Origin of the sequence: Acinetobacter gyllenbergii (genome assembly GCF_001682515.1) — a bacterium.
Lineage (GTDB): Bacteria > Pseudomonadota > Gammaproteobacteria > Pseudomonadales > Moraxellaceae > Acinetobacter > Acinetobacter gyllenbergii.
The window spans coordinates 502,170-521,479 of record NZ_KV575261.1 but is presented as its reverse complement, the minus strand read 5'-3'; the positions used below and the strand labels follow the sequence as shown (position 1 = coordinate 521,479).

The following is a 19,310-nucleotide window of genomic DNA, read 5'->3' as shown; positions in this document are numbered from 1 at the left end:
CAATAGGGAAGTAAATGCATGTCATTCATTACTTATCCACAAAATCAGACTTTAACGCGGACTGAGCGTGCGACAGCCATGGTTTTTGAAGATCAAAAATCAAGAGATTTGCTGGATCGTATTGAACAGATTGCACCGAGCGAGGCCAGTGTCCTGATCATTGGAAATACAGGAACGGGTAAGGAGTTGGTTGCAAGGCAAGTGCACATGATGAGCCAGCGCAGTCGTGGTCCTTTTGTGGCAGTAAATTGTGGTGCATTTACCGAATCACTGGCTGAAAGTGAATTATTTGGACACGAAAAAGGCGCATTTACTGGGGCAATCAATAGCAAGGCGGGGTGGTTTGAAGCAGCTAATCACGGTACCTTGTTCTTGGATGAGGTGGGTGATTTGTCTCCTGCGATGCAGGTCAAATTATTAAGGGTATTGCAAGAACGCGAGATTGTTCGGGTAGGGTCACTTAAGCCGATTAAGCTCAACGTTCGTGTGATTGCCGCTACCAATGTGCATCTGGATGAAGCGGTACAGGCCGGAAAATTTAGAGAAGATTTGTTCTATCGTTTGAACGTGGCATTGCTGAAAGTATCACCCTTGGCAGAACGTCCAGGTGATATTCTACCTCTAGCAAACTTCTTTATTGCACAGTATTGCAAACGTTTGGGTTATCCAGTTGCGAGCCTAAGTCCAAGTGCGGTACAGAAATTGTTGAGTTATAACTATCCGGGCAATATTCGTGAATTGGAAAATGCGATTCATCATGCTTTACTGGTTTGCAAGAACCATCAGATTCAGCCCACCGATTTTTGCTTTGCGTCCTTATCCAGTAGTTTGAATTTAAGACAAATTTCCGACTTGGAAAAAAGTACCCAAACTATTCCACGGACAGATTTGCTGCCTAAGCAAATGTTGCAGCATGCATTGTTGAATCTTTTTGAATCCTCACATGCATTGAAAAATGAAAATCTGGATCGTCTGATTGAAGAGGCGAGTATTCGTATTGCCTATGAATATTGTCACCGTAATCAGGTGCAAACGGCAAAGTTATTGGGGATTAGCCGTAATATTGTGCGTGCAAGACTGGTCAAATATGGATTGGTGGGAAACGATAAAGTGGTGAATATTATGTTAGAGGAATTATTAAGTTAATCAGAATAGATAATCAGGTGGCAGGTGTTCACCTTTTTATTGCTTAAAAATTGCTTTGCGGAAAAAATAATAATCAATGATGTAAAATAAATATAACTTTTTAATCAAAAAATATTAAAAAATAATAGTTCTAAATATCGATGCTTTGCCTAATATAACAAACACAATTTATTGAAATCGTTATTAAGTGGTGAAAAATGAGTATTCCTCAAATTAATGTGCGTAATCAGTTTCGTGGTGTAGTAAAAGAAATCATTGAAGGAAGTGTTGTTTCTGAGGTAGATGTGGAAACACCTGCTGGAGTATTTACTTCAGTGATTACCACACGTTCTGTTAAAAATCTAAACTTAGAACTGGGTAGTGAAGTGATTGTATTAATTAAGTCGACAGAAGTTGCTTTGGCAAAATTGTAGGAAATGATGGATAAATATAATAAATCTGATTTTTATTATATTTTAATTCCTAGATTTTAGGGGGCATAAAATGGCATCACTCAATGTCGGAACTGTAAAAATTAATCATCTCAATAAATCCTATGGTCAATATCAAGACCATGAACTCAAGGTTTTGGATGATGTTTCTTTAGATATTCAAGCAGGAGAGTTCGTCAGTATCGTTGGTAGTAGTGGTTGTGGAAAATCAACCTTGCTCCGTTTGCTTGTTGGCTTAGATGATCAATTCGAAGGAAAAATTCTGGTTGATGGTCAGCCGATTAGTGGCACCAGTTTGGAACGAGGAATTGTGTTCCAAGATCACCGTTTATTTCCTTGGTTGAATGTACAGGATAATATTCGGGTTGCACTCTTAAACAGTCAACTCACACGAAAGGAGCAGGATCAACTGATTGATGAGCATATTGAACTGGTTGGGTTAAGCAAGTTCAAACAGGCTTATCCCGCACAGCTTTCAGGAGGGATGAGCCAACGTGTTGCTATTGCCCGAAGCTTGATTAATCGGCCTAAAATTTTATTGCTGGATGAGCCATTTGGCGCCTTAGATGCGCTAACCCGAGCAAACTTGCAAAAGGAATTACAACGGATTTGGCAGGCTGAAAAAATTACCATGATTATCGTGACACATGATGTTGAGGAGGCGGTATTTCTTGGTGATCGTGTGGTGGTGATGCAACCGAATCCAGGCCGAATCAAGCGGGTTGTTCCCGTTCATCTGGCACATCCACGGCTACGTGAGGATGTGCGATTGTCTGCAATTCGAAATGATATTTTGACTGATTTTAGTCATGTGGATGATGATCATTTAGTTATTCCACCTGCGAAAGAATTTAATCAATTTCAGTTTGCTTGGTAAACCCAAGTAAACTGATTTTTATAATCATAAAAATGAATAAATTAATATAAAAATATTGCTTCTTAAAATGATTGGTTTGCATATATTTAAGTTAGTCACTGCATAGAGTGATTGGGGAAGATTGAATAAAGCATAGCGCTTTTAAAATAATGAATGATGAATAGGAACGACAATGACCGTACTCACACAACTCTCAGCTGCGATCGAAAGCGCACCACGTTGGCATGAATATAAAAAACATAGTTTGGACACTGTACAAATCACACCAATCAATGGGGCTTTAGGCGCAATCGTAACAGGGCTAGATGCCAGTCAGCCACAAAGCTCGGAAGTGATTTTGAAGCTTAAGAAGGCTTTACATGAGCATTTAATTTTAGTGTTTAAGTCACAAGACCTTGAAGATAATGATTTACTTGCTTTTGCGAGCTATTTTGGTGGTATCTTCCGTCCACCTACAGATGTTCCCGTATTGGCAACCAATCATGATACGCATGTACCACCAGATATCGTGCCAGTATCCAATGCCGTTGGTGAAGGAGATTATACTGGCCATGGTGAACTGACCCCGCATAGCGACCATCACTGGACGCCACAACCTTCCAGCGGTTCTTTACTTTATGCGATTGAAATTCCTAAAGATGGTGGAGCAACCAGTTGGTACAATACAGTACAGGCCTATGAAGACCTTGATCAAACAACCAAAGATGAAATTGAAGGTTTACAGCTCATCACCTATAACCCTTTCTTGCGTCTCAAAGACAAGAGCCCAATTCCCAAATATCGTTTTTCAGATCAACCGACCTTAGGGTCCGCTTTCCCACATCCGTTGGTGCGGACGCATTCAGAAAGTGGCCGACGTGGTATTTATTTAGATGCACAGACCGAGGTTGAAGTGGTTGGCTATGATGATCAGAAAGGTGCGGCATTGATTGAACGTTTAAGAGCTCATATTGTGCAACCGCAGTATCGCTATGAGCATCAATGGGAAATTGGCGATATCGTGTATTGGGATAATCAGTTAACCCTACACTCACGTACCGCTTTTCCTGCCGAACAGCGTCGCTTACTGAAACGTGTCAGTCTAGCAGGTGCAAGACCTTTTTAAGATTTTAGCAGCCAGCGAAAGCTGGCTTTTAATTTTCTGCTTTTGCCAATTCTGCTTCGATATAACTAATAATCATGGTACTTAACCCTTTCACCATTTCATCAAAGCTGATTTGCGGATTCGGTAAGATTAAATGACGAGCCACATTGAAGATACTACTATTAATACTGATATAAGCAGTCACGCTGAGATTATTGACCTTTAAGTAACGAGGATGGCGAATCATATATTTCATCAAAACCTCCATCAGTGCCATTTCAATTTGACCTATATATTTCTCGTATTTGAGTTCAGTTGCATAACGCAGGCAAATCAGATATCGGTCATCATCGCGAGTCAGTAAATCACGGAAGGTATAGAAGATCATCTCAAATAGCGGTTCTAACTCTTGTTCGATAATGATGGGGGTCAGCTCTTTCACCATGTCCAAAACTTCTTTGACGAAGGTTCGGGCCATTGCATCATAAATTTCTTCTTTATTTTTAAAATACTCATATAAAGAGCCAACACTCACTCCTGCAATATCTGCAATATGCCGTGTGGTGGTGCCGCTAGTACCGTTGGTGGCAACGGCAATAAAGCCTGCTTCAATAATCGTATCAACAGTCACTTTAGAGCGTGATTGACGTGGTTTGCGAGTAGTCATAATGCTTTATTATTAAAATCCGAACATAACGTCAGATTAACATGCCGCTGAAAGTGATGAAAGTAGCTATAAATTAATCCGAACAAATAAAATTACTTAGTTGGTCATTTAAATTTTTTAGCGGTCATGATTTTATCTATAAGGCCAATCTTTTATATGAAAATAAAGCGTTTATTTAGAAATTGATTTATTTATATATTTGATTTATATGTTTAAATTTTATTAAAATGCGATATTTGTACAAATTTAAAAATAAGAAGATTGCCCTTGGATTGATCCCTGAAAGTTCAAAATATTTGAATAAATTACCCGAATTGAATCCGAACATAAGATCGGTTTACAGTGGGTCTAGAAGAGGAACTGGTTCATAAAAATCTCCCGAATGTTTTTTCGTAGATCAGATGCGATTGGAATTACGAAAAAGAGATGAACCAAGTGCAACGCATGTAAAAGGGCAAAAGACGCTCAAGTGAAGTAGGTAGGTGTAGCCATGATTAGCAGCACATTAAAGAAAGGTTTAAGTCTATTTAAATCTAACCCAATAACTGAGCAAATTGACTTTGCGAGTAAAAAAACCATTCCTATTCGTCATTTGGCTATTGGATTTGAAGGCAAACAAGTTGACTTATCTTTCTATATGAATAATCAGTTTGCCACGATTTTCTTTGCGACACTTTCAGTATTCTTAACCTATGGCGAAGATTTAGTGATTGAAACTGCTCGTCATCATCGTGATCAACTGAAAGATCCGATTTTAAAACAACGTGTGACTTCATTGATTGGTCAGGAAGCGATTCATTCAAAATTACATAATGAGTTTAACGATGCAATTGTTGAATTAGATTATCCAGTAAGACTCTATCGTTTTTTGGGTGAACAATTTTTTGATCATATTTTCTTGAAATTCCCGCAACCTTTGAAGTTGTCATTGATGGCTGGGATTGAGCATTTTACTGCTGTATTGGCAGAGTACATGATGGCGCATGAGCAGAATTTCTATTTCTCTGATGATGCCAAAACTCGTGCATTATGGATGTGGCATATGCTTGAAGAGTCAGAGCATAAAGATGTGGCCTATGATGTTTATCAAACATTGAATGGTAATTATGCCTTACGTATTTCAGGTTTCTTTTTGGCTTATTTCACTATTCTTGGTCTGATTCCTTTCTCGGCAACCATGGTCCCGATTTTACGTAAGCCACAAGAAATGCTGACTTCGAAATTTTGGAAAGATGCACGTCGTGGCGTCAAGCTAATTTTTAGTCCGAAGGATGGAGTGTTTGGAAGTACCCAAGGACGTATTTTTGATTATTTGCGTACTGATTTCCATCCAAATGATCATGATGCATCTGCGTATTTCGAGTATTACGAAAAGAAACTTTTATCAGAGGGTGGGGCTTTATATCCATTCTTCGTGAAGGAATTTACACCAAAGGTACAAGCGGCTTAATGCTGAATTAAGTATGTACAGTATGCATGTCATTGCGCGCTGAATTGGCAAAAAAGCTCAGCGTGTGATGAGCAGTTTAGTTCTTGTTGCCTATATTGCAGTCATGCACTATGCAAGCGAAGCAATCTTATCCAGTGGCTGTAGCATTGGCTAAGCCTTTTAAGTTGTAGTGCCGTTTTAGGGGATCAAGCTATGGTCGCTCACGTTCTTCGTAATGTTTTTTCAGAAAAACTCAGTACCAAATATCAAGGGCTCGTTCAGAACCTTGCGAGCAAGTCACCGATTCCAATTCGCCATTTTGATTTCAAGTTTAATCCAGCAGAATTGGATGAAAAGTTTTTTTTAAATAAAGAACTCGCAACCTCCTATTTTCATGCTTTGTCCATTTTCTTAACCTTTGGTGAAGACGTGGTGATTGAAACAGCGCGTCATCATCGTGACTTTATTGCAGATCCGATTTTGAAACAAAGATTGACCTCACTGATTGGGCAAGAGGCGATTCATTCAAAAATCCACAATCAATTTAATGATGAAGTGCTGAAGGAAAATGGTTATCCCGTTGAATTGTTGCGCGCCATTGCGGGGAAGGTCTTTGATTATGGTATTTACAAGCTGCCGCAATCGTTACAGCTTTCATTGATGGCAGGGATTGAGCATTACACAGCAGTGTTGGCTGAATTTATGATGCAACACGAAGACTACTTGTTAGGTTCACAAGATGAGCGTCAGCGCGCCATGTGGATGTGGCATATGCTGGAAGAATCTGAACATAAAGACATTGCCTATGATGTCTTCCTTGAGCTTTCAGGCAATTACTGGCTCAGAATTACAGGCTTTTTGTTGGCGAGCTTAACGATTCTTGGTGGGGTGTCATTGGGTGGTTATCTGATGCCGTTTGTGCGTAAACCAAGCAACTTGGTCAATCCACGCTATATGAAAGATATTGTAGAAAGCACAGCTTTACTGTTCGGTAGCGAGCGTGGGGTATTTGGCAGCAGTTTTATGCATATTCTTGAATATCTGCGTCCAAGCTTCCATCCCAATGATCATGATACCACTGCATATATGGTCTATTACAAAGAGCGTTTATTAAACCCTGAAACCGGTTTATTAAGTCCGTATTTCCTTAAAGAATTTGTGCCACCTGTACGTGCAGCGACTGCATAACTGGGTGTTTATAAATACAAGATTGCTGGAAAATAAAGATGAAATTATTTGGGAAAAAAACCAAGCCAAGCCAAAAAGCATTCGCTGTGGTGACTGGTGCAGGAAGTGGTATTGGTCGTAGTTTTGCGCTTGAATTGGCAAAACGTGGCGGCACAGTCGTGTGTTCGGACATTAACCTTGACGCAGCAAAAGAAACGGTCAGCTTGGTTGAAGCGCTTGGTGCAAAAGCCTTTGCTGTGCAATGTGATGTCGCTAAGGAAGAGCAAGTCAATCAGTTGGCTGAGCAGGCTCAGCAATTGATGCAGAGCCCAGTCACATTGGTGATTAATAATGCAGGGATTGGTCTTGGCGGCAAGTTTGATGAAATGTCTTCTGAGGATTGGCATTGGTGCATGAATATTAATTTATGGGGCGTAATCTACGGTTGTCGTGCTTTTGTACCGAAGTTTAAACAGCTTGGTCATGGCGCAATTATTAATGTTGCATCAGCTGCATCGTATACGGCAGCACCAGAAATGACCGTCTATAACGTTTCTAAAGCGGGTGTCCGAGCCTTATCGGAAACACTGTCAGCTGAATTGAAAAAATCGAATATTAAGGTCAATGTGCTTTGCCCAACCTTAGTGCCGACCAACATTATTAAAAACGGCAAGGTTCCACATAAAGGGCTGTTGGATTATGCGCTCACCCATTTGGCATTTACCACCAGTGACAAGGTCGCCAAATTAACGCTAGATCGTTTGGATAAAGGTGAGCTTTATACCATTCCACAAATTGATGCCAAGTTGTTTTGGTTCTTAAAACGTACTGCTCCGAACTTATATGCCAAGTTCTTAGGCACATCGTATCGATTAATGAAGTAACTCCTGAATAGGGAACGATTTTAATAACTGAGATCAACCACAATTCCAGAATTGAATTGCAGATCTTGGTGAATAAGTGAAAGGATATTTTAAATGACAGCTCAAGCAAAAAAATTAAATTCAGCTGAAGGAAAAGCACTCCCACAACATATCTATGACACCTTTATTGTGGGTGCGGGTATTTCAGGGATTGCGACTGCAATTCGTCTTGATCAAGTGGGTTATAGCAACTACAAGATTATTGAAAAAGCAACACGTGTGGGGGGGACTTGGCGTGAAAATACCTACCCAGGGTGTGGTTGTGATGTGCCATCAGCGCTTTATTCATATTCTTTTGCGCCAAGTGCAAAATGGAGCCATTTATTTGCTCGTCAACCTGAGATCCTGAATTACTTAGAAGAAGTGAGCCAAGATTTTGGGGTGAGTTCAAAAATTGAATTTGGTACAGAGCTGCTCAATGCGGCATGGGACAATGAACGTAATTTATGGGTGATGGACACCAATAAAGGGCAATTTCTGGCACGGACCACCATTTTTGCCACAGGGCCAATTACTGAAGCCCAAATTCCTAAACTTGAAGGTTTAGAGACCTTTAAAGGGGAAATGTTCCATTCTGCGAAATGGAATCATGATTATGATTTGACCAGTAAGCGGATTGCGGTGATCGGGACAGGTGCATCAGCAATTCAATTTGTGCCACAAATCCAACCTCTAGCCAAAGAGCTTTATGTCTATCAACGTACAGCACCTTGGGTGGTGCCGAAACCTGATACCGACTTAGGTGATGTGAGCAAAGCCCTGATTGAAAAATTCCCACTGATTCAAAAAACATGGCGCAAAACAGTTGCTCAGTCTTTAAATGCGATTAACTTTGGTTTACGTAATCCAGCAGTGTTAAAACCTGTGGGTGAATTAGCCAAACTGATTTTACGCTTCCAAATCGAAGATCCTGAATTACGTAAAAACGTTACTCCAAACTTTACCATTGGCTGTAAACGTCTTTTATTCGCTAACAACTATTATCCAGCCTTACAACAGCCGAATACACAGTTGATTCCACATGGATTGGTGAAAGTAGAAGGCAATACTGTAGTATCGGCGAATGGTGAACGTCATGAAGTCGATGTGATTATTTGGGGAACTGGTTTTGAAGTCTCTCATCCGCCAATTGGTAAGCGTGTAACCAATGAAAAAGGTCAGATCCTCAATGATCTTTGGAAGAGCAGTTCACCTGAAGCTTATTTGGGGACCAGCATTGAAAATGTACCGAATGCATTCTTGGTCTTAGGACCAAACGTATTGGTATATGATTCTTTTATTGGTTTGGCAGAAGCACAGCTCGATTATATTGTGGATGGTTTACTCAAAATCAGAGATAAAGGCATTGCCAAGTTGAACATTAAACCAGAAGTCATCAAGCATCATAATGAGCTGGTGCAAAAACATCTAAAAACTACCGTGTTTAATGCAGGTGGCTGTAAGAGTTATTATTTAGATGCTAATGGTCGTAACTTTGCTGCTTGGCCTTGGTCATTGAAAAAGTTAAAACAACGTTTGAAACGTATGGATTTGAATGATTACCAAGTGACTTATCAGACTGAAAAAACCAACTGATTTTGAGTTGAATCATTCAAAGCAGCAAATTTTATCTTAGGGTAGAATTTGCTGCTTATTTTTTGCAAGATAGGAATAAAAATGGGGAATAAAAATGAAACAAGGACAATCGAGCCGAACAGCTGAGGCAGCGGCAGCATTGCGCGCCAATCATTTTCAAAATGCAGAAAATCCAGTTTTTGTAGATCCTTTTGCATTTGAGTTAACCAGTAAGGGCTGGAAGAAACTGTTAACCAGTGCGTTGACTGTAAAAGTCATGAACTCCTCTGTGTTTAATCGCACTTTGGGCTTATTAACAGGGCAAGTAGTAGGGCGTTCAAGATATGCAGAAGATTTACTTGAGCAAGCAATCGCGAAGGGGATTCAACAGTATGTACTGGTAGGGGCAGGCTTAGATTCATTTACGCTACGACATGCTCAGCAGTATCCACAGTTAAAAATCTTTGAAGTGGACCATCCAGATACCCAAGCAGCAAAACAAAGGAAACTACGTCAATTTGGTGAGCTTCCTGCTAATGTTGAGTTTGTCGCGATTGATTTTGAAAAAGAGTCGATTGCAGATGCTCTGGCGCGCAGTACGTTTAAGCAGGATCAAGCTGCTTTTTTCTCATGGTTGGGAACCACGCATTATCTTGAGCCTGAAACGACGTTAAAGACTTTGGCAAGCATTGCACAGATTGCTGCGCAAGGAAGTGAAGTGGCATTGGACTATTCGATTGATTATCGAGAACTAGAGGGTGTAGAGCGCTTAGGAAGTTTGTTTGTGTCGCAATTTACCCGTTTTTTAAAAGAGCCATTAAAAGGGCAATTCAGACCCAAGGTATTGCACCAAGCGGTGGAGCAAATGGGTTATCAAGTCACTGAGGATTTATCAGGAGATGGTTTGAGTGAGCGTTATTTTCAAGCTCGACCCGATCATCTCCGTCATACCATTGCAACACATATGTTGCATCTGCGTTTGCAGAAGCATTGATTCGAGGTGCAAAAAGAAAAAGCCCTTAAATACACTTGAGCATTTAAGGGCAGTATGAATTAACGGCGTTGGTTATAAACTGCTAAAGCTGCTGGCAAGTTTTTACGCATGTCGCTAATACGTTGAGTATTCGATGGGTGAGTCGACAGGAACGAGCCACCAGCACCAGCGCCATCTAAACGATTCATTTTTTCCCACAGGCTGATTGCCGCATTTGGGTTATAGCCAGCTTTTGCCATGAGCATTAAACCGCCGTAATCCGCACGACTTTCCAAGTTACGTGAGTACGGTAAGCCGATACCCACTTGGCTACCTAAATCAATTGCAGCACTGCCTAGATCGCCGATGCTGTTGCCTGCGTATGATTTACCAATACCAATTGCAAGATTAGTTAAAGCCTGAGCACCGATTTTACTTTTTGCATGCTCTTCAAGTGCATGGGTCATTTCATGTCCCATAACAGCAGCAATTTCATCATTGGTTAAATTGAGCTTGTTCACGATACCCGTATAGAAAACAACCTTACCACCAGGGGCTACATAGGCGTTAACGGTATCTGATTTGAGTACTGCAAGTTGCCATTGAAAGCGTTGACCAGTCTGGTTCATTTGATCCGCATAAGGTTTTAAGCGGTTGAATACGGTATTAATACGTTGATAAGTACTTGAGCTGCTATCCAGCTGATTTTTGGCACGCGCTTCTTGAGTCATTTTTGAGAAGCTTTGTGCTGATTGAGCATTTAAAGTTGCGCTGTCTGCGCCAGCCATGTCTGCGAAAGATGCGCAGCCAGAAATTGTCATTACGGTCACAGCACACAGGCTCAAAGCTAATTTCTTCATACTTATTCTCTCCAAATCAGTATCTTATGAATATAGTCGTGATCAGGGTGGATTATAGAAAATGTTGACAGCAGTTAATATTCTGAATGCCTCTATAATCATTGTAATTATGTAATCAGCAACGTGTATTCCGTGTAAAAAATCAAAGCCAGTGCTGAGCACTGGCTTTGTTCGAGTCAATCCGATCTCAGATCAAATTAATCCTCGTCATCGTACTCGTCTTCAGTGAAAGTGTTTTCTTCTAAAGATGCATCAAAAATCAAGATTGCTTTACCGTCAGTCTGAATCATACCTTGATCTTCAAGTGTCTTGAGGACACGACCAACCATTTCACGAGAACAACCGACGATACGACCAATTTCTTGGCGAGTAATACGAATCTGACGGCCATTCGGTAAAATCATTGCTTCTGGCTGAGCAGATAAGTCAATTAGACAACGTGCAATACGACCAGACACATCAATGAAGGCTAGATCAGTCACTTTACGTGTTGTATTTTTTAGGCGACGGACCAATTGAGCAAACACAGCGTAACTTAAATCTGGGTATTGCTTGCTTAACTCATGAAAATTGTCATACGAAATTTCTGCAATTTCACAGACATCTCGCGTACGTACTTCTGCGGTACGTTGAGGGTTCTTTTCAAAAAGACCCATTTCACCAAAGAAATCGCCAGGATTGAGGTAAGCGACAACGATTTCTCGTTCGTCATCTTCACGTAAGATAATTGACACTGAACCTTTTAATATTAAATACAGTGATTTTGATTCCGTTCCAGCGTCAACAATCGTGGTGCGTTTAGGGTATCTGTTAATATGAGCACGTTTTAGCAAAGCTTTAACTGATTCAGGTAGTTGACCTGGAGACAAAGCATCAGTGCTAAGTTGTGAAAAATTTGAAGTCATGCTTAAAATTTCCGAATTTGGATAAAACCGATCGCACAGACTCTTGTAAGAGCCTTTTCTACACAGAAGAGATGAAATTCCTTATCAACTCATTTTATGTTAGTGTACAAGAACAGAGTAAATTTATAACGTTTTTCGGGTAGTTGCAATGCAAACAAGTGTACATTGGTTAGAGAATGTTGCTTTTGAGGCAAAATCAGAAAGTGGCCATACTGTGGTGATGGATGGTTCTGCCGAATATGGTGGTGAAAACCGTGGTCCACGTCCTATGGAATTGATTTTAATGGGACTTGGTGGGTGTGCTTCGTTTGATATTGTGACCATTTTAAAGAAATCCCGCCAAGATGTGACGAATGTTGTATGTCAGCTGAAAGCAGAAAGAGCGGATTCAATTCCTGCGGTATTTACTAAAATCCATTTGCACTTCATTGTCACGGGTAAAGCGGTAAAAACCAAGCAAGTTGAAAAAGCAGTTGAGCTTTCTGCTGAGAAATATTGTTCAGCAAGTAAAATGCTTGCCGATGGTGGTGTTGAAATTACCCATGATTTTGAAATTGTTGAAGCTGCTTAAAAGTTAAAATTATTAAGTTTTACTAAAAAGTGACCTGTTTTTACAGGTCACTTTTTTTTAAGTTTTTCTTTTTATTTTAGAAATAATTGTGGGTCTACCCGCGCATTATTCAAACTCATTCCCCAATGCAAGTGTGGCCCAGTGACACGACCAGTTTTACCAACCAATCCCAGTGTTTCACCCTGACGAATCTGTTGTCCCTTGACCACATTAATTTTACTCAAATGACAGAACATGCTGATCAGACCCTGACCATGATCAATCAGAACTGTATTACCATTAAAGAAATAGTTGCCTGTTTGGACCACGACACCACCAGCAGGTGCGATAACATTCTGTCCCACAGGTGCTGGGATATCTAAACCAGAATGTGGTGCTCGCTCTTCGCCATTAAAGAAACGTTTTCTGCCGAATGAATTACTGAATTTGCCTGCGGTTGGGCGGATAAAATTGGGAAATTCTGTCCATGTACTAGATGTAAAGGAACTATAAATATCATTTTGCTCTTTCGCTTCTCGTGCATAACGGTCGAGTTGCTCTTGGTTCGGGTTGACATAATCCTGATTTTTAACGGTTAAACGTTGCTCAGCATAGCGATAGGGTGTCACTTCGACTTGAATCGGCTTATGATTGGTGGCTAAAGTCAAGGTACCTAATGGGGCCGAAAGTGGAATACCAAACACGGCATAGCGTTGGTTGCCTTGTTGTGTAATCAAAACAGGCTTTTGTTCATACAAGACTTGGGTGGTTTCAGTCGAAAGTGGAATCACGGCAATACCGCCAGCTCGTCTTGAGTCTTGGGGGAGTTGTGCAAAAGCAGTATGAAGCGGAAGGAGGGACGCAACGCTGAGCAAAATTGTTTTTAAAGACATGATGAGCATTTCTAATTGAAGCAAAGCCTTAAGCTAAAACGTTCACCTTAAAATCACAATAAGGATTTTGTGCAAAACAGAATAGACAGAAAAATTATACAAAATATACTTGAAATAGATCGTTTATACACCCATATTAATACTGAGTTTTATACATTGATATTTTTATAAAATATTGAAAAATATATAAATTTTATTTGAAATTTTAAAAAGCGTTCCCATCTAAGTGATAAGTTAAAAATTTGTTGTGAGGAATAACAAGAATGCGATTTGAAAAATTTACAAACCGCTTACAGCAAGCACTCTCAGATGCACAATCATTGGCTATGGGTAAGGATCACACTTCGATTGCAGGTGTGCATATCTTATCCACTTTACTTGAAGAACCGGCCAATCTGAGTTTATTGCAACAAGCGGGTGCACGTTTACCTGAGTTAAAACAGAAACTTGAACAAGCCGTGCAAAATGCACCGACTTTGGCAAATCCTACAGGTGATATCAATCTCAATCCTGAAGCGGTAAAGGCATTGAATTTAGCTGACCGCTATGCGCAAAAGGCAGGAGATGAGTTTCTGTCGACTGATTGGGTGCTGTTAGGTTTGGCGGAAACAGGTGAAACAAAAACAATATTGAATAGCGTGGGTGTGACACCAGAAAGCTTACGTAAAGTAATTGAAAATATTCGAGGAAACGACAAAGTCATGAGCAATAATCACGAAGATCAACGTGACTCACTCAATAAATATACCATTGACCTAACTGAGCGTGCTTTAGCGGGCAAGCTTGATCCTGTGATTGGTCGTGATGATGAAATTCGCCGTACCATTCAGGTTCTCTCACGTCGAACCAAAAATAACCCAGTTTTAATTGGTGAACCTGGGGTGGGTAAAACTGCAATTGTTGAAGGTTTGGCGCAACGTATTGTCAATGGCGAAGTACCTGAAGGCTTGAAAAATAAGCGCGTCTTATCATTAGACTTAGGTTCATTACTTGCAGGTGCGAAATATCGCGGTGAGTTTGAAGAGCGACTAAAAGCAGTTCTCAAAGACCTTGCGAAACACGAAGGCGAGATCATCTTATTTATTGATGAGTTACATACGCTTGTAGGTGCAGGTAAGGGCGATGGCGCAATGGATGCAGGTAATATGTTAAAACCTGCCTTAGCGCGTGGTGAATTACGCTGTGTCGGTGCGACGACCTTAGATGAATACCGTCAATACATCGAGAAAGATGCTGCACTTGAACGTCGTTTCCAGAAGGTATTGGTTGATGAGCCAAGTGTTGAAGACACCATTGCGATCTTGCGTGGTCTAAAAGAAAAATATGCGACCCACCATGGGGTGCAAATTTTAGACTCAGCCATTATTGCAGCGGCGAAGATGTCACATCGTTATATTACCGATCGTCAGTTGCCTGATAAAGCGATTGATTTGATTGATGAGGCAGCATCTCGTATCAAAATGGAAATCGATTCCAAGCCTGAGGCTTTGGATAAACTTGATCGCCGTTTAATCCAGTTGAAAATGCAATTGGAAGCGGTGAAAAAAGATCAAGATGCAGGCAGTAAAGCCGAAGTCAATCATCTTGAGCAGCAAATTGCTGAAAAGCAAAAAGAGTACAACGATCTAGAAGAAATCTGGAAGGCTGAAAAAACCTTGGTTGAAGGGGATAAGAAAGCACAAGTTGAACTCGATCAAGCACGTGTTGCTTTGGAAAAAGCCAAACGTGAAGGTGATTTGGCAGAAGCGGCGCGTTTGCAATATGGTGTGATTCCAGAGTTGCAGAAACGCTTGGAACAAGCCGAAGTGGCTGAGGAAAATGAAGAACCGAAGCTGATTCGTACCAAAGTCACTGAAAACGAAATTGCAGAAGTGGTCAGTGCAGCAACGGGTATTCCTGTGGCGAAAATGCTACAGGGTGAGCGTGAAAAACTGCTGAATATGGAAGAGTTTTTACATAATCGTGTGGTTGGACAAGATGAAGCGGTGGTTGCTGTTTCCAATGCAGTCCGTCGTTCACGTGCAGGTTTATCTGACCCGAATCGTCCAAGTGGTTCATTCTTGTTCCTTGGACCGACAGGTGTGGGTAAAACTGAGTTGACCAAAGCATTGGCAAACTTTTTGTTTGACAGTGACGATGCCATGATTCGTATTGATATGTCTGAATTTATGGAAAAGCACTCTGTCAGTCGTTTGGTGGGTGCACCTCCGGGCTATGTAGGTTATGAAGAAGGTGGTGTTTTAACTGAGGCCGTACGTCGTAAACCTTATAGTGTAGTGTTATTTGATGAGGTGGAAAAAGCCCATCCAGATGTGTTTAACATCCTGCTACAAGTGTTAGATGATGGGCGCTTAACGGATTCACAAGGTCGTGTGATTGACTTTAAGAATACTGTTATTGTGATGACTTCTAACTTAGGTTCACAAGATGTGCGTGAACTGGGTGAAGGCGCAACCGATGACGAGGTGCGTACTGTGGTCATGAATGCTGTGACACAACATTTCCGTCCAGAGTTTATTAACCGTATTGATGAGTTAGTGGTTTTCCACTCACTGCAAAAGGCGCAGATTCGTGGTATTGCGGATATTCAGTTAGATCGTTTACGTTCACGCTTGAGTGATCGTGATATGGGCTTAACAGTGGATGATACCGCTTTCGATCTATTGATCGATGCCGGTTTTGATCCTGTATATGGTGCACGACCATTGAAACGTGCGATTCAGCAGCAAGTTGAAAATAACTTGGCTCAGAAAATCTTATCTGGTGAGTTTCAGCCAGGGGATAACATTTTGATCAAAGGTGAAAGTGGTCATTTGGTCTTTGATAAAATGAAACTAAGTTAAACGCAATTTGAATGTTTGGCGAAAAAGATGGTGATGTAAATCACCATCTTTTTTTGTATCAGTGCAACTGGTCAGATTTTTGCAGGAATATTACCAATGACATTGCGACTTTGAGAAAAACTTGATAGTTTCGGAACAAATAAGAAAAAAATTCAGGATGAATTGCAATGGAAAAGAACAGACATCATTGCACAAATATGTGTGTAATTTTGTTGATGACTGCCTTATCTTCAATGGTGCATGCTGCACAACCATTGAGTGAGGGGACGCTCGCCTTACAAACTGCTATGTTAAACAACGCACTTCCCAGTATTCTTATTAAAGCGCAACAAGATGCCCTAAAGCCTGAAGAAGAGCGCTGGCGCTCACAACGACTCTTGAGTGATAAGTACTTAGGTGAGATTCGTGTCAGCACCATCTTAGGTGGTGTATTGTCATCTCATGAAGAGCAAAAGAAAGTGATGGCTGTTGACCCCAGAGATAAGAGGTCGGCCACGATCAAGCCGCACGAACAACCACCTGATCGCTATATGATTTATGAGTTCCAATCAGGTGATGTTCATGTGACTTATAACAATGATGTTAAAGCCGAATTGGTGGTTAAATAGCAGGGTGCTGAATTTTCCAAGCACGGTGAATTTTTTGATTACGTTTAAAATCTAGACCAATGGTCTCAGAGGTGATTTCTTCGACTTGATACATCGCCTCGATTTCTTCGTCTAATTCAAAGCCTCGATAGTTATTTGAGAAGTACAAGGTCCCATCACTGGTTAAACGATTCATTGCACGTTTGAGTAGGGAAACATGGTCGCGTTGTACATCAAAAGTTCCATAGAACTTTTTCGAATTCGAGAACGTTGGTGGATCAATGAAGATCAAGTCATATTGTTCATGACCTTCTTTTAGCCATTCAAAACAATCGCTGGCAAAGAACATATGTTGTTCATCAGCATGGTCTACAGTCAAACCATTGAGGACAAAGTTTTCTTTAGACCAACTCAAATAGGTATTGGATAGATCTACACTGGTGGTACTTGCTGCACCACCAAGCGCGGCATGTAGACTTGCAGTTGAAGTATAGCTGTAAAGATTAAGGAAGTGTTTGCCGCGCGCTTCTTTGGCAATTCTTAAGCGCATCTGACGGTGATCCAAGAATAAACCGGTATCTAAATAATCAGTTAAATTCACCAAGATACGTGCTTTGCCTTCCTGAACGATAAAACGTTTAGACGCTGTACTTTGTTTGGTGTACTGGTTTGCACCCGCTTGTTTTGCACGCGTTTTAATAAAGATGGCATCACGACCTAAACCGGTCACAGCACGAATCGCTGCAAGTGCTAAGTTAAAGCGTTTTTTTGCTTTTTCTGGATCAATGGTTTTTGGTGGTGCGTATTCTTGAACATGCAAACGATCTCCATATAAATCGACTGCAACGTTAAAGTCTGGTAAGTCTGCATCATATAAACGTAGGCAGAATACATTCTCTTTCACCGCCCATTTTTTCAATGTTTGCATATTTTTTTGCAAACGATTGGTAAAGTCTTCGGCACCTTCAATTTTCTCAAATTGTTGTGGTTGCCAAGTCGCAAGGAAAGGTTGTGTCACTGTCGCAGGCTTGACTGTTCCAAAGCGGGTGTAAATTGGCAGTTTGCCATTCATCAAACGTAAGGTTTGCGGATCATTAAATGCCAGTACGTCTGCTTGCTCAATTTGCGCGGCAATAATCGCAGCACGTTGATTTGGGAAATGTTTTTGCAATAAAGCAGATAGGCCAAGATATAAAGAACGGTTCGATGCTTTATCGCCCAAGCGTTCGCCATACGGTGGGTTGGTCACGATAAAGGCCTTTTTACCTTCAGCATGAAAATCATCCCAATCTGCCAGCGTACGTTCTTCAATTTGAATTTGATCGAGTAACTTTTCAAAACCCGCAGCAATAATGTTTTGGCGCGTTGCTTTGACTGCTTCCCAGTCAGCATCGTAAGCATAAAACTTAGGCAGGGGTTGTTCTAATGCTTTTTCATGACGTTCTGCGGCTTCGGCTTTGAGGGACAACCACAGTTCACGATCATGACCATGCCAGCCATTGAAGCCAAAGCGGCGCACTAAACCGGGTGCACGATCAGTTAAAATCAATAAAGATTCGATAATGAATGTGCCTGAACCACACATTGGGTCAAGAATAATATCGGGCTGATATTGCGCCAGTTGTGCTTTTTGTAGAATCGCCGCTGCCAAGTTTTCTTTAATCGGTGCATCGGTCATAAAACGACGGTAACCGCGTTTATGCAAAGAATCACCTGATAAGTCTAAGCAATAGGTATGTTCTGTTTTACCTGCTAACACATAAAGCGTGATCTCAGGTTGTTTAATATCAATGCTTGGGCGTTTGCCAACGGCTTCCATAAAGGAATCGACCACGCCATCTTTTACGCGTAAGGTTGCAAATTGCGTATTAACCTTAATTTCACGTTCCACATGTAAGCGGACTGCAAAGGTACTTTGTGGTGCAAAAATCAGTGACCAGTCAAAGCTAATCGCGCCTTCATAGAGCTCTTCTGCTACGTCACGTGCGTCATGGGTATGTTCAAGTTCATGCGTATGAATTGGTAATAATACCCGAGAGGCTAAACGAGACCACATACAAACCCGATATGCATTTTCGAGCGTGCCTTTAAAAACCAATCGTCCAGCAAAACGTTGGATATTTTGAATGCCTAAATCTTCAAGCTCTTGTTGTAATAAGGTTTCAAGCCCGTCCGCACAGGTGACCCAATAGTCTGTTAGACGTGGTTTAGCGTTCATTCAAATTTCCAAAACATTTTTAGCAATTGGCTATTTTAACTGATTTTTGTTTGTTCTGTCGGTGCATATTTGTGTGATTGTTAGCTTTATCAGCGATTCATCGCATTTTTTTGATGAATTATTCTTGGCCTGATCTGTTTTTAATGTGATGAGATTCATTATTGATGCCAAATTTATTGAATAGTTGGTACATCTTTTGCTTC

Annotated in this window: 17 protein-coding genes; 12 read left to right on the top strand and 5 right to left on the bottom strand. The window is 40.8% G+C overall.

Annotated elements, in window-relative coordinates:
- The first annotated feature begins 18 nt into the window (after nt 1-18).
- The 4 genes from NG55_RS02680 to NG55_RS02665 all read left to right on the top strand — a co-directional run bounded on the left by NG55_RS02680 (nt 19) and on the right by NG55_RS02665 (nt 3,559).
- Nucleotides 19-1,146, top strand: coding sequence for a sigma-54 interaction domain-containing protein (locus tag NG55_RS02680; RefSeq protein WP_065342233.1), 1,128 nt, complete (start codon nt 19-21; stop codon nt 1,144-1,146).
- Between the two features lie 197 nt (nt 1,147-1,343).
- On the top strand, nt 1,344-1,559 hold the full coding sequence (locus NG55_RS02675; protein WP_004654121.1) for a TOBE domain-containing protein: 216 nt from the start codon (nt 1,344-1,346) through the stop codon (nt 1,557-1,559).
- Nucleotides 1,560-1,629: 70 nt separating this feature from the next.
- Nucleotides 1,630-2,454, top strand: a complete 825-nt coding sequence (locus NG55_RS02670) for an ABC transporter ATP-binding protein (protein ID WP_065342232.1) — start codon at nt 1,630-1,632, stop codon at nt 2,452-2,454.
- Nucleotides 2,455-2,626: 172 nt separating this feature from the next.
- Nucleotides 2,627-3,559, top strand: coding sequence for a TauD/TfdA dioxygenase family protein (locus NG55_RS02665; protein WP_065342231.1), 933 nt, complete (start codon nt 2,627-2,629; stop codon nt 3,557-3,559).
- A gap of 28 nt (nt 3,560-3,587) precedes the next feature.
- Here NG55_RS02665 and NG55_RS02660 read toward each other — a convergent pair whose 3' ends face one another.
- Nucleotides 3,588-4,205 carry a TetR/AcrR family transcriptional regulator gene (locus tag NG55_RS02660; RefSeq protein ID WP_016542161.1) on the bottom strand — a complete coding sequence of 206 codons (618 nt, stop codon included), beginning with the start codon at nt 4,203-4,205 and terminating at the stop codon, nt 3,588-3,590.
- 490 nt (nt 4,206-4,695) lie between these two features.
- Between NG55_RS02660 and NG55_RS02655 the strand changes: the two genes are divergently transcribed.
- From NG55_RS02655 to NG55_RS02635, 5 genes are all read left to right on the top strand, one after another.
- Entirely contained in the window at nt 4,696-5,655 is a 960-nt protein-coding gene (locus NG55_RS02655) for a metal-dependent hydrolase (RefSeq protein ID WP_016542162.1), read from the top strand.
- Between the two features lie 192 nt (nt 5,656-5,847).
- The gene (locus NG55_RS02650; RefSeq protein WP_065342230.1) at nt 5,848-6,822 is read left to right on the top strand and encodes a metal-dependent hydrolase; all 975 of its coding nucleotides are present in this window, start codon (nt 5,848-5,850) and stop codon (nt 6,820-6,822) included.
- Between the two features lie 38 nt (nt 6,823-6,860).
- The gene (locus NG55_RS02645) at nt 6,861-7,685 is read left to right on the top strand and encodes an SDR family NAD(P)-dependent oxidoreductase (protein WP_065342229.1); all 825 of its coding nucleotides are present in this window, start codon (nt 6,861-6,863) and stop codon (nt 7,683-7,685) included.
- Between the two features lie 93 nt (nt 7,686-7,778).
- The gene (locus NG55_RS02640; RefSeq protein WP_065342228.1) at nt 7,779-9,299 is read left to right on the top strand and encodes a flavin-containing monooxygenase; all 1,521 of its coding nucleotides are present in this window, start codon (nt 7,779-7,781) and stop codon (nt 9,297-9,299) included.
- A 94-nt stretch (nt 9,300-9,393) separates the two neighbouring features.
- Entirely contained in the window at nt 9,394-10,272 is an 879-nt protein-coding gene (locus NG55_RS02635; RefSeq protein WP_016542166.1) for a class I SAM-dependent methyltransferase, read from the top strand.
- A gap of 59 nt (nt 10,273-10,331) precedes the next feature.
- On the opposite strand, the gene NG55_RS02630 is transcribed toward NG55_RS02635, so the two are convergent.
- Nucleotides 10,332-11,111, bottom strand: a complete 780-nt coding sequence (locus tag NG55_RS02630) for a M48 family metallopeptidase (RefSeq protein WP_016542167.1) — start codon at nt 11,109-11,111, stop codon at nt 10,332-10,334.
- A gap of 197 nt (nt 11,112-11,308) precedes the next feature.
- Entirely contained in the window at nt 11,309-12,016 is a 708-nt protein-coding gene (gene crp, locus NG55_RS02625) for a cAMP-activated global transcriptional regulator CRP (protein WP_016542168.1), read from the bottom strand.
- A 148-nt stretch (nt 12,017-12,164) separates the two neighbouring features.
- Here crp and NG55_RS02620 point away from each other — a divergent pair, with 148 nt between their 5' ends.
- Nucleotides 12,165-12,587: an OsmC family protein gene (locus tag NG55_RS02620; RefSeq protein WP_016542169.1), complete on the top strand. Its 423-nt coding sequence runs from the start codon at nt 12,165-12,167 to the stop codon at nt 12,585-12,587.
- 71 nt (nt 12,588-12,658) lie between these two features.
- Here NG55_RS02620 and NG55_RS02615 read toward each other — a convergent pair whose 3' ends face one another.
- Nucleotides 12,659-13,459 (bottom strand): peptidoglycan DD-metalloendopeptidase family protein, encoded by an 801-nt coding sequence (locus tag NG55_RS02615; RefSeq protein WP_065342227.1) that lies wholly within the window; start codon nt 13,457-13,459, stop codon nt 12,659-12,661.
- A 263-nt stretch (nt 13,460-13,722) separates the two neighbouring features.
- Between NG55_RS02615 and clpB the strand changes: the two genes are divergently transcribed.
- Together clpB and NG55_RS02605 are read left to right on the top strand one after the other, a co-directional pair.
- Nucleotides 13,723-16,302, top strand: a complete 2,580-nt coding sequence (gene clpB, locus NG55_RS02610; protein ID WP_016542171.1) for an ATP-dependent chaperone ClpB — start codon at nt 13,723-13,725, stop codon at nt 16,300-16,302.
- Between the two features lie 167 nt (nt 16,303-16,469).
- The gene (locus NG55_RS02605) at nt 16,470-16,910 is read left to right on the top strand and encodes a hypothetical protein (RefSeq protein ID WP_016660091.1); all 441 of its coding nucleotides are present in this window, start codon (nt 16,470-16,472) and stop codon (nt 16,908-16,910) included.
- Here NG55_RS02605 and rlmKL read toward each other — a convergent pair.
- The gene (gene rlmKL / locus NG55_RS02600; RefSeq protein ID WP_023270486.1) at nt 16,903-19,107 is read right to left on the bottom strand and encodes a bifunctional 23S rRNA (guanine(2069)-N(7))-methyltransferase RlmK/23S rRNA (guanine(2445)-N(2))-methyltransferase RlmL; all 2,205 of its coding nucleotides are present in this window, start codon (nt 19,105-19,107) and stop codon (nt 16,903-16,905) included. The genes NG55_RS02605 and rlmKL overlap by 8 nt on opposite strands.
- Between the last annotated feature and the right edge of the window lie 203 nt (nt 19,108-19,310).

Excerpts from the sequence above, each read along its gene's own strand:
- NG55_RS02615 (WP_065342227.1), bottom strand. The coding sequence starts at position 13,459 with ATGTCTTTAAAAACAATTTTGCTCAGCGTTGCGTCCCTCCTTCCGCTT.
- NG55_RS02630 (WP_016542167.1), bottom strand. The coding sequence starts at position 11,111 with ATGAAGAAATTAGCTTTGAGCCTGTGTGCTGTGACCGTAATGACAATT.
- NG55_RS02660 (WP_016542161.1), bottom strand. The coding sequence starts at position 4,205 with ATGACTACTCGCAAACCACGTCAATCACGCTCTAAAGTGACTGTTGAT.
- NG55_RS02665 (WP_065342231.1), top strand. The coding sequence starts at position 2,627 with ATGACCGTACTCACACAACTCTCAGCTGCGATCGAAAGCGCACCACGT.
- NG55_RS02605 (WP_016660091.1), top strand. The coding sequence starts at position 16,470 with ATGGAAAAGAACAGACATCATTGCACAAATATGTGTGTAATTTTGTTG.
- NG55_RS02620 (WP_016542169.1), top strand. The coding sequence starts at position 12,165 with ATGCAAACAAGTGTACATTGGTTAGAGAATGTTGCTTTTGAGGCAAAA.
- crp (WP_016542168.1), bottom strand. The coding sequence starts at position 12,016 with ATGACTTCAAATTTTTCACAACTTAGCACTGATGCTTTGTCTCCAGGT.
- rlmKL (WP_023270486.1), bottom strand. The coding sequence starts at position 19,107 with ATGAACGCTAAACCACGTCTAACAGACTATTGGGTCACCTGTGCGGAC.
- NG55_RS02680 (WP_065342233.1), top strand. The coding sequence starts at position 19 with ATGTCATTCATTACTTATCCACAAAATCAGACTTTAACGCGGACTGAG.
- clpB (WP_016542171.1), top strand. The coding sequence starts at position 13,723 with ATGCGATTTGAAAAATTTACAAACCGCTTACAGCAAGCACTCTCAGAT.
- NG55_RS02655 (WP_016542162.1), top strand. The coding sequence starts at position 4,696 with ATGATTAGCAGCACATTAAAGAAAGGTTTAAGTCTATTTAAATCTAAC.
- NG55_RS02670 (WP_065342232.1), top strand. The coding sequence starts at position 1,630 with ATGGCATCACTCAATGTCGGAACTGTAAAAATTAATCATCTCAATAAA.
- NG55_RS02650 (WP_065342230.1), top strand. The coding sequence starts at position 5,848 with ATGGTCGCTCACGTTCTTCGTAATGTTTTTTCAGAAAAACTCAGTACC.
- NG55_RS02645 (WP_065342229.1), top strand. The coding sequence starts at position 6,861 with ATGAAATTATTTGGGAAAAAAACCAAGCCAAGCCAAAAAGCATTCGCT.
- NG55_RS02640 (WP_065342228.1), top strand. The coding sequence starts at position 7,779 with ATGACAGCTCAAGCAAAAAAATTAAATTCAGCTGAAGGAAAAGCACTC.
- NG55_RS02675 (WP_004654121.1), top strand. The coding sequence starts at position 1,344 with ATGAGTATTCCTCAAATTAATGTGCGTAATCAGTTTCGTGGTGTAGTA.
- NG55_RS02635 (WP_016542166.1), top strand. The coding sequence starts at position 9,394 with ATGAAACAAGGACAATCGAGCCGAACAGCTGAGGCAGCGGCAGCATTG.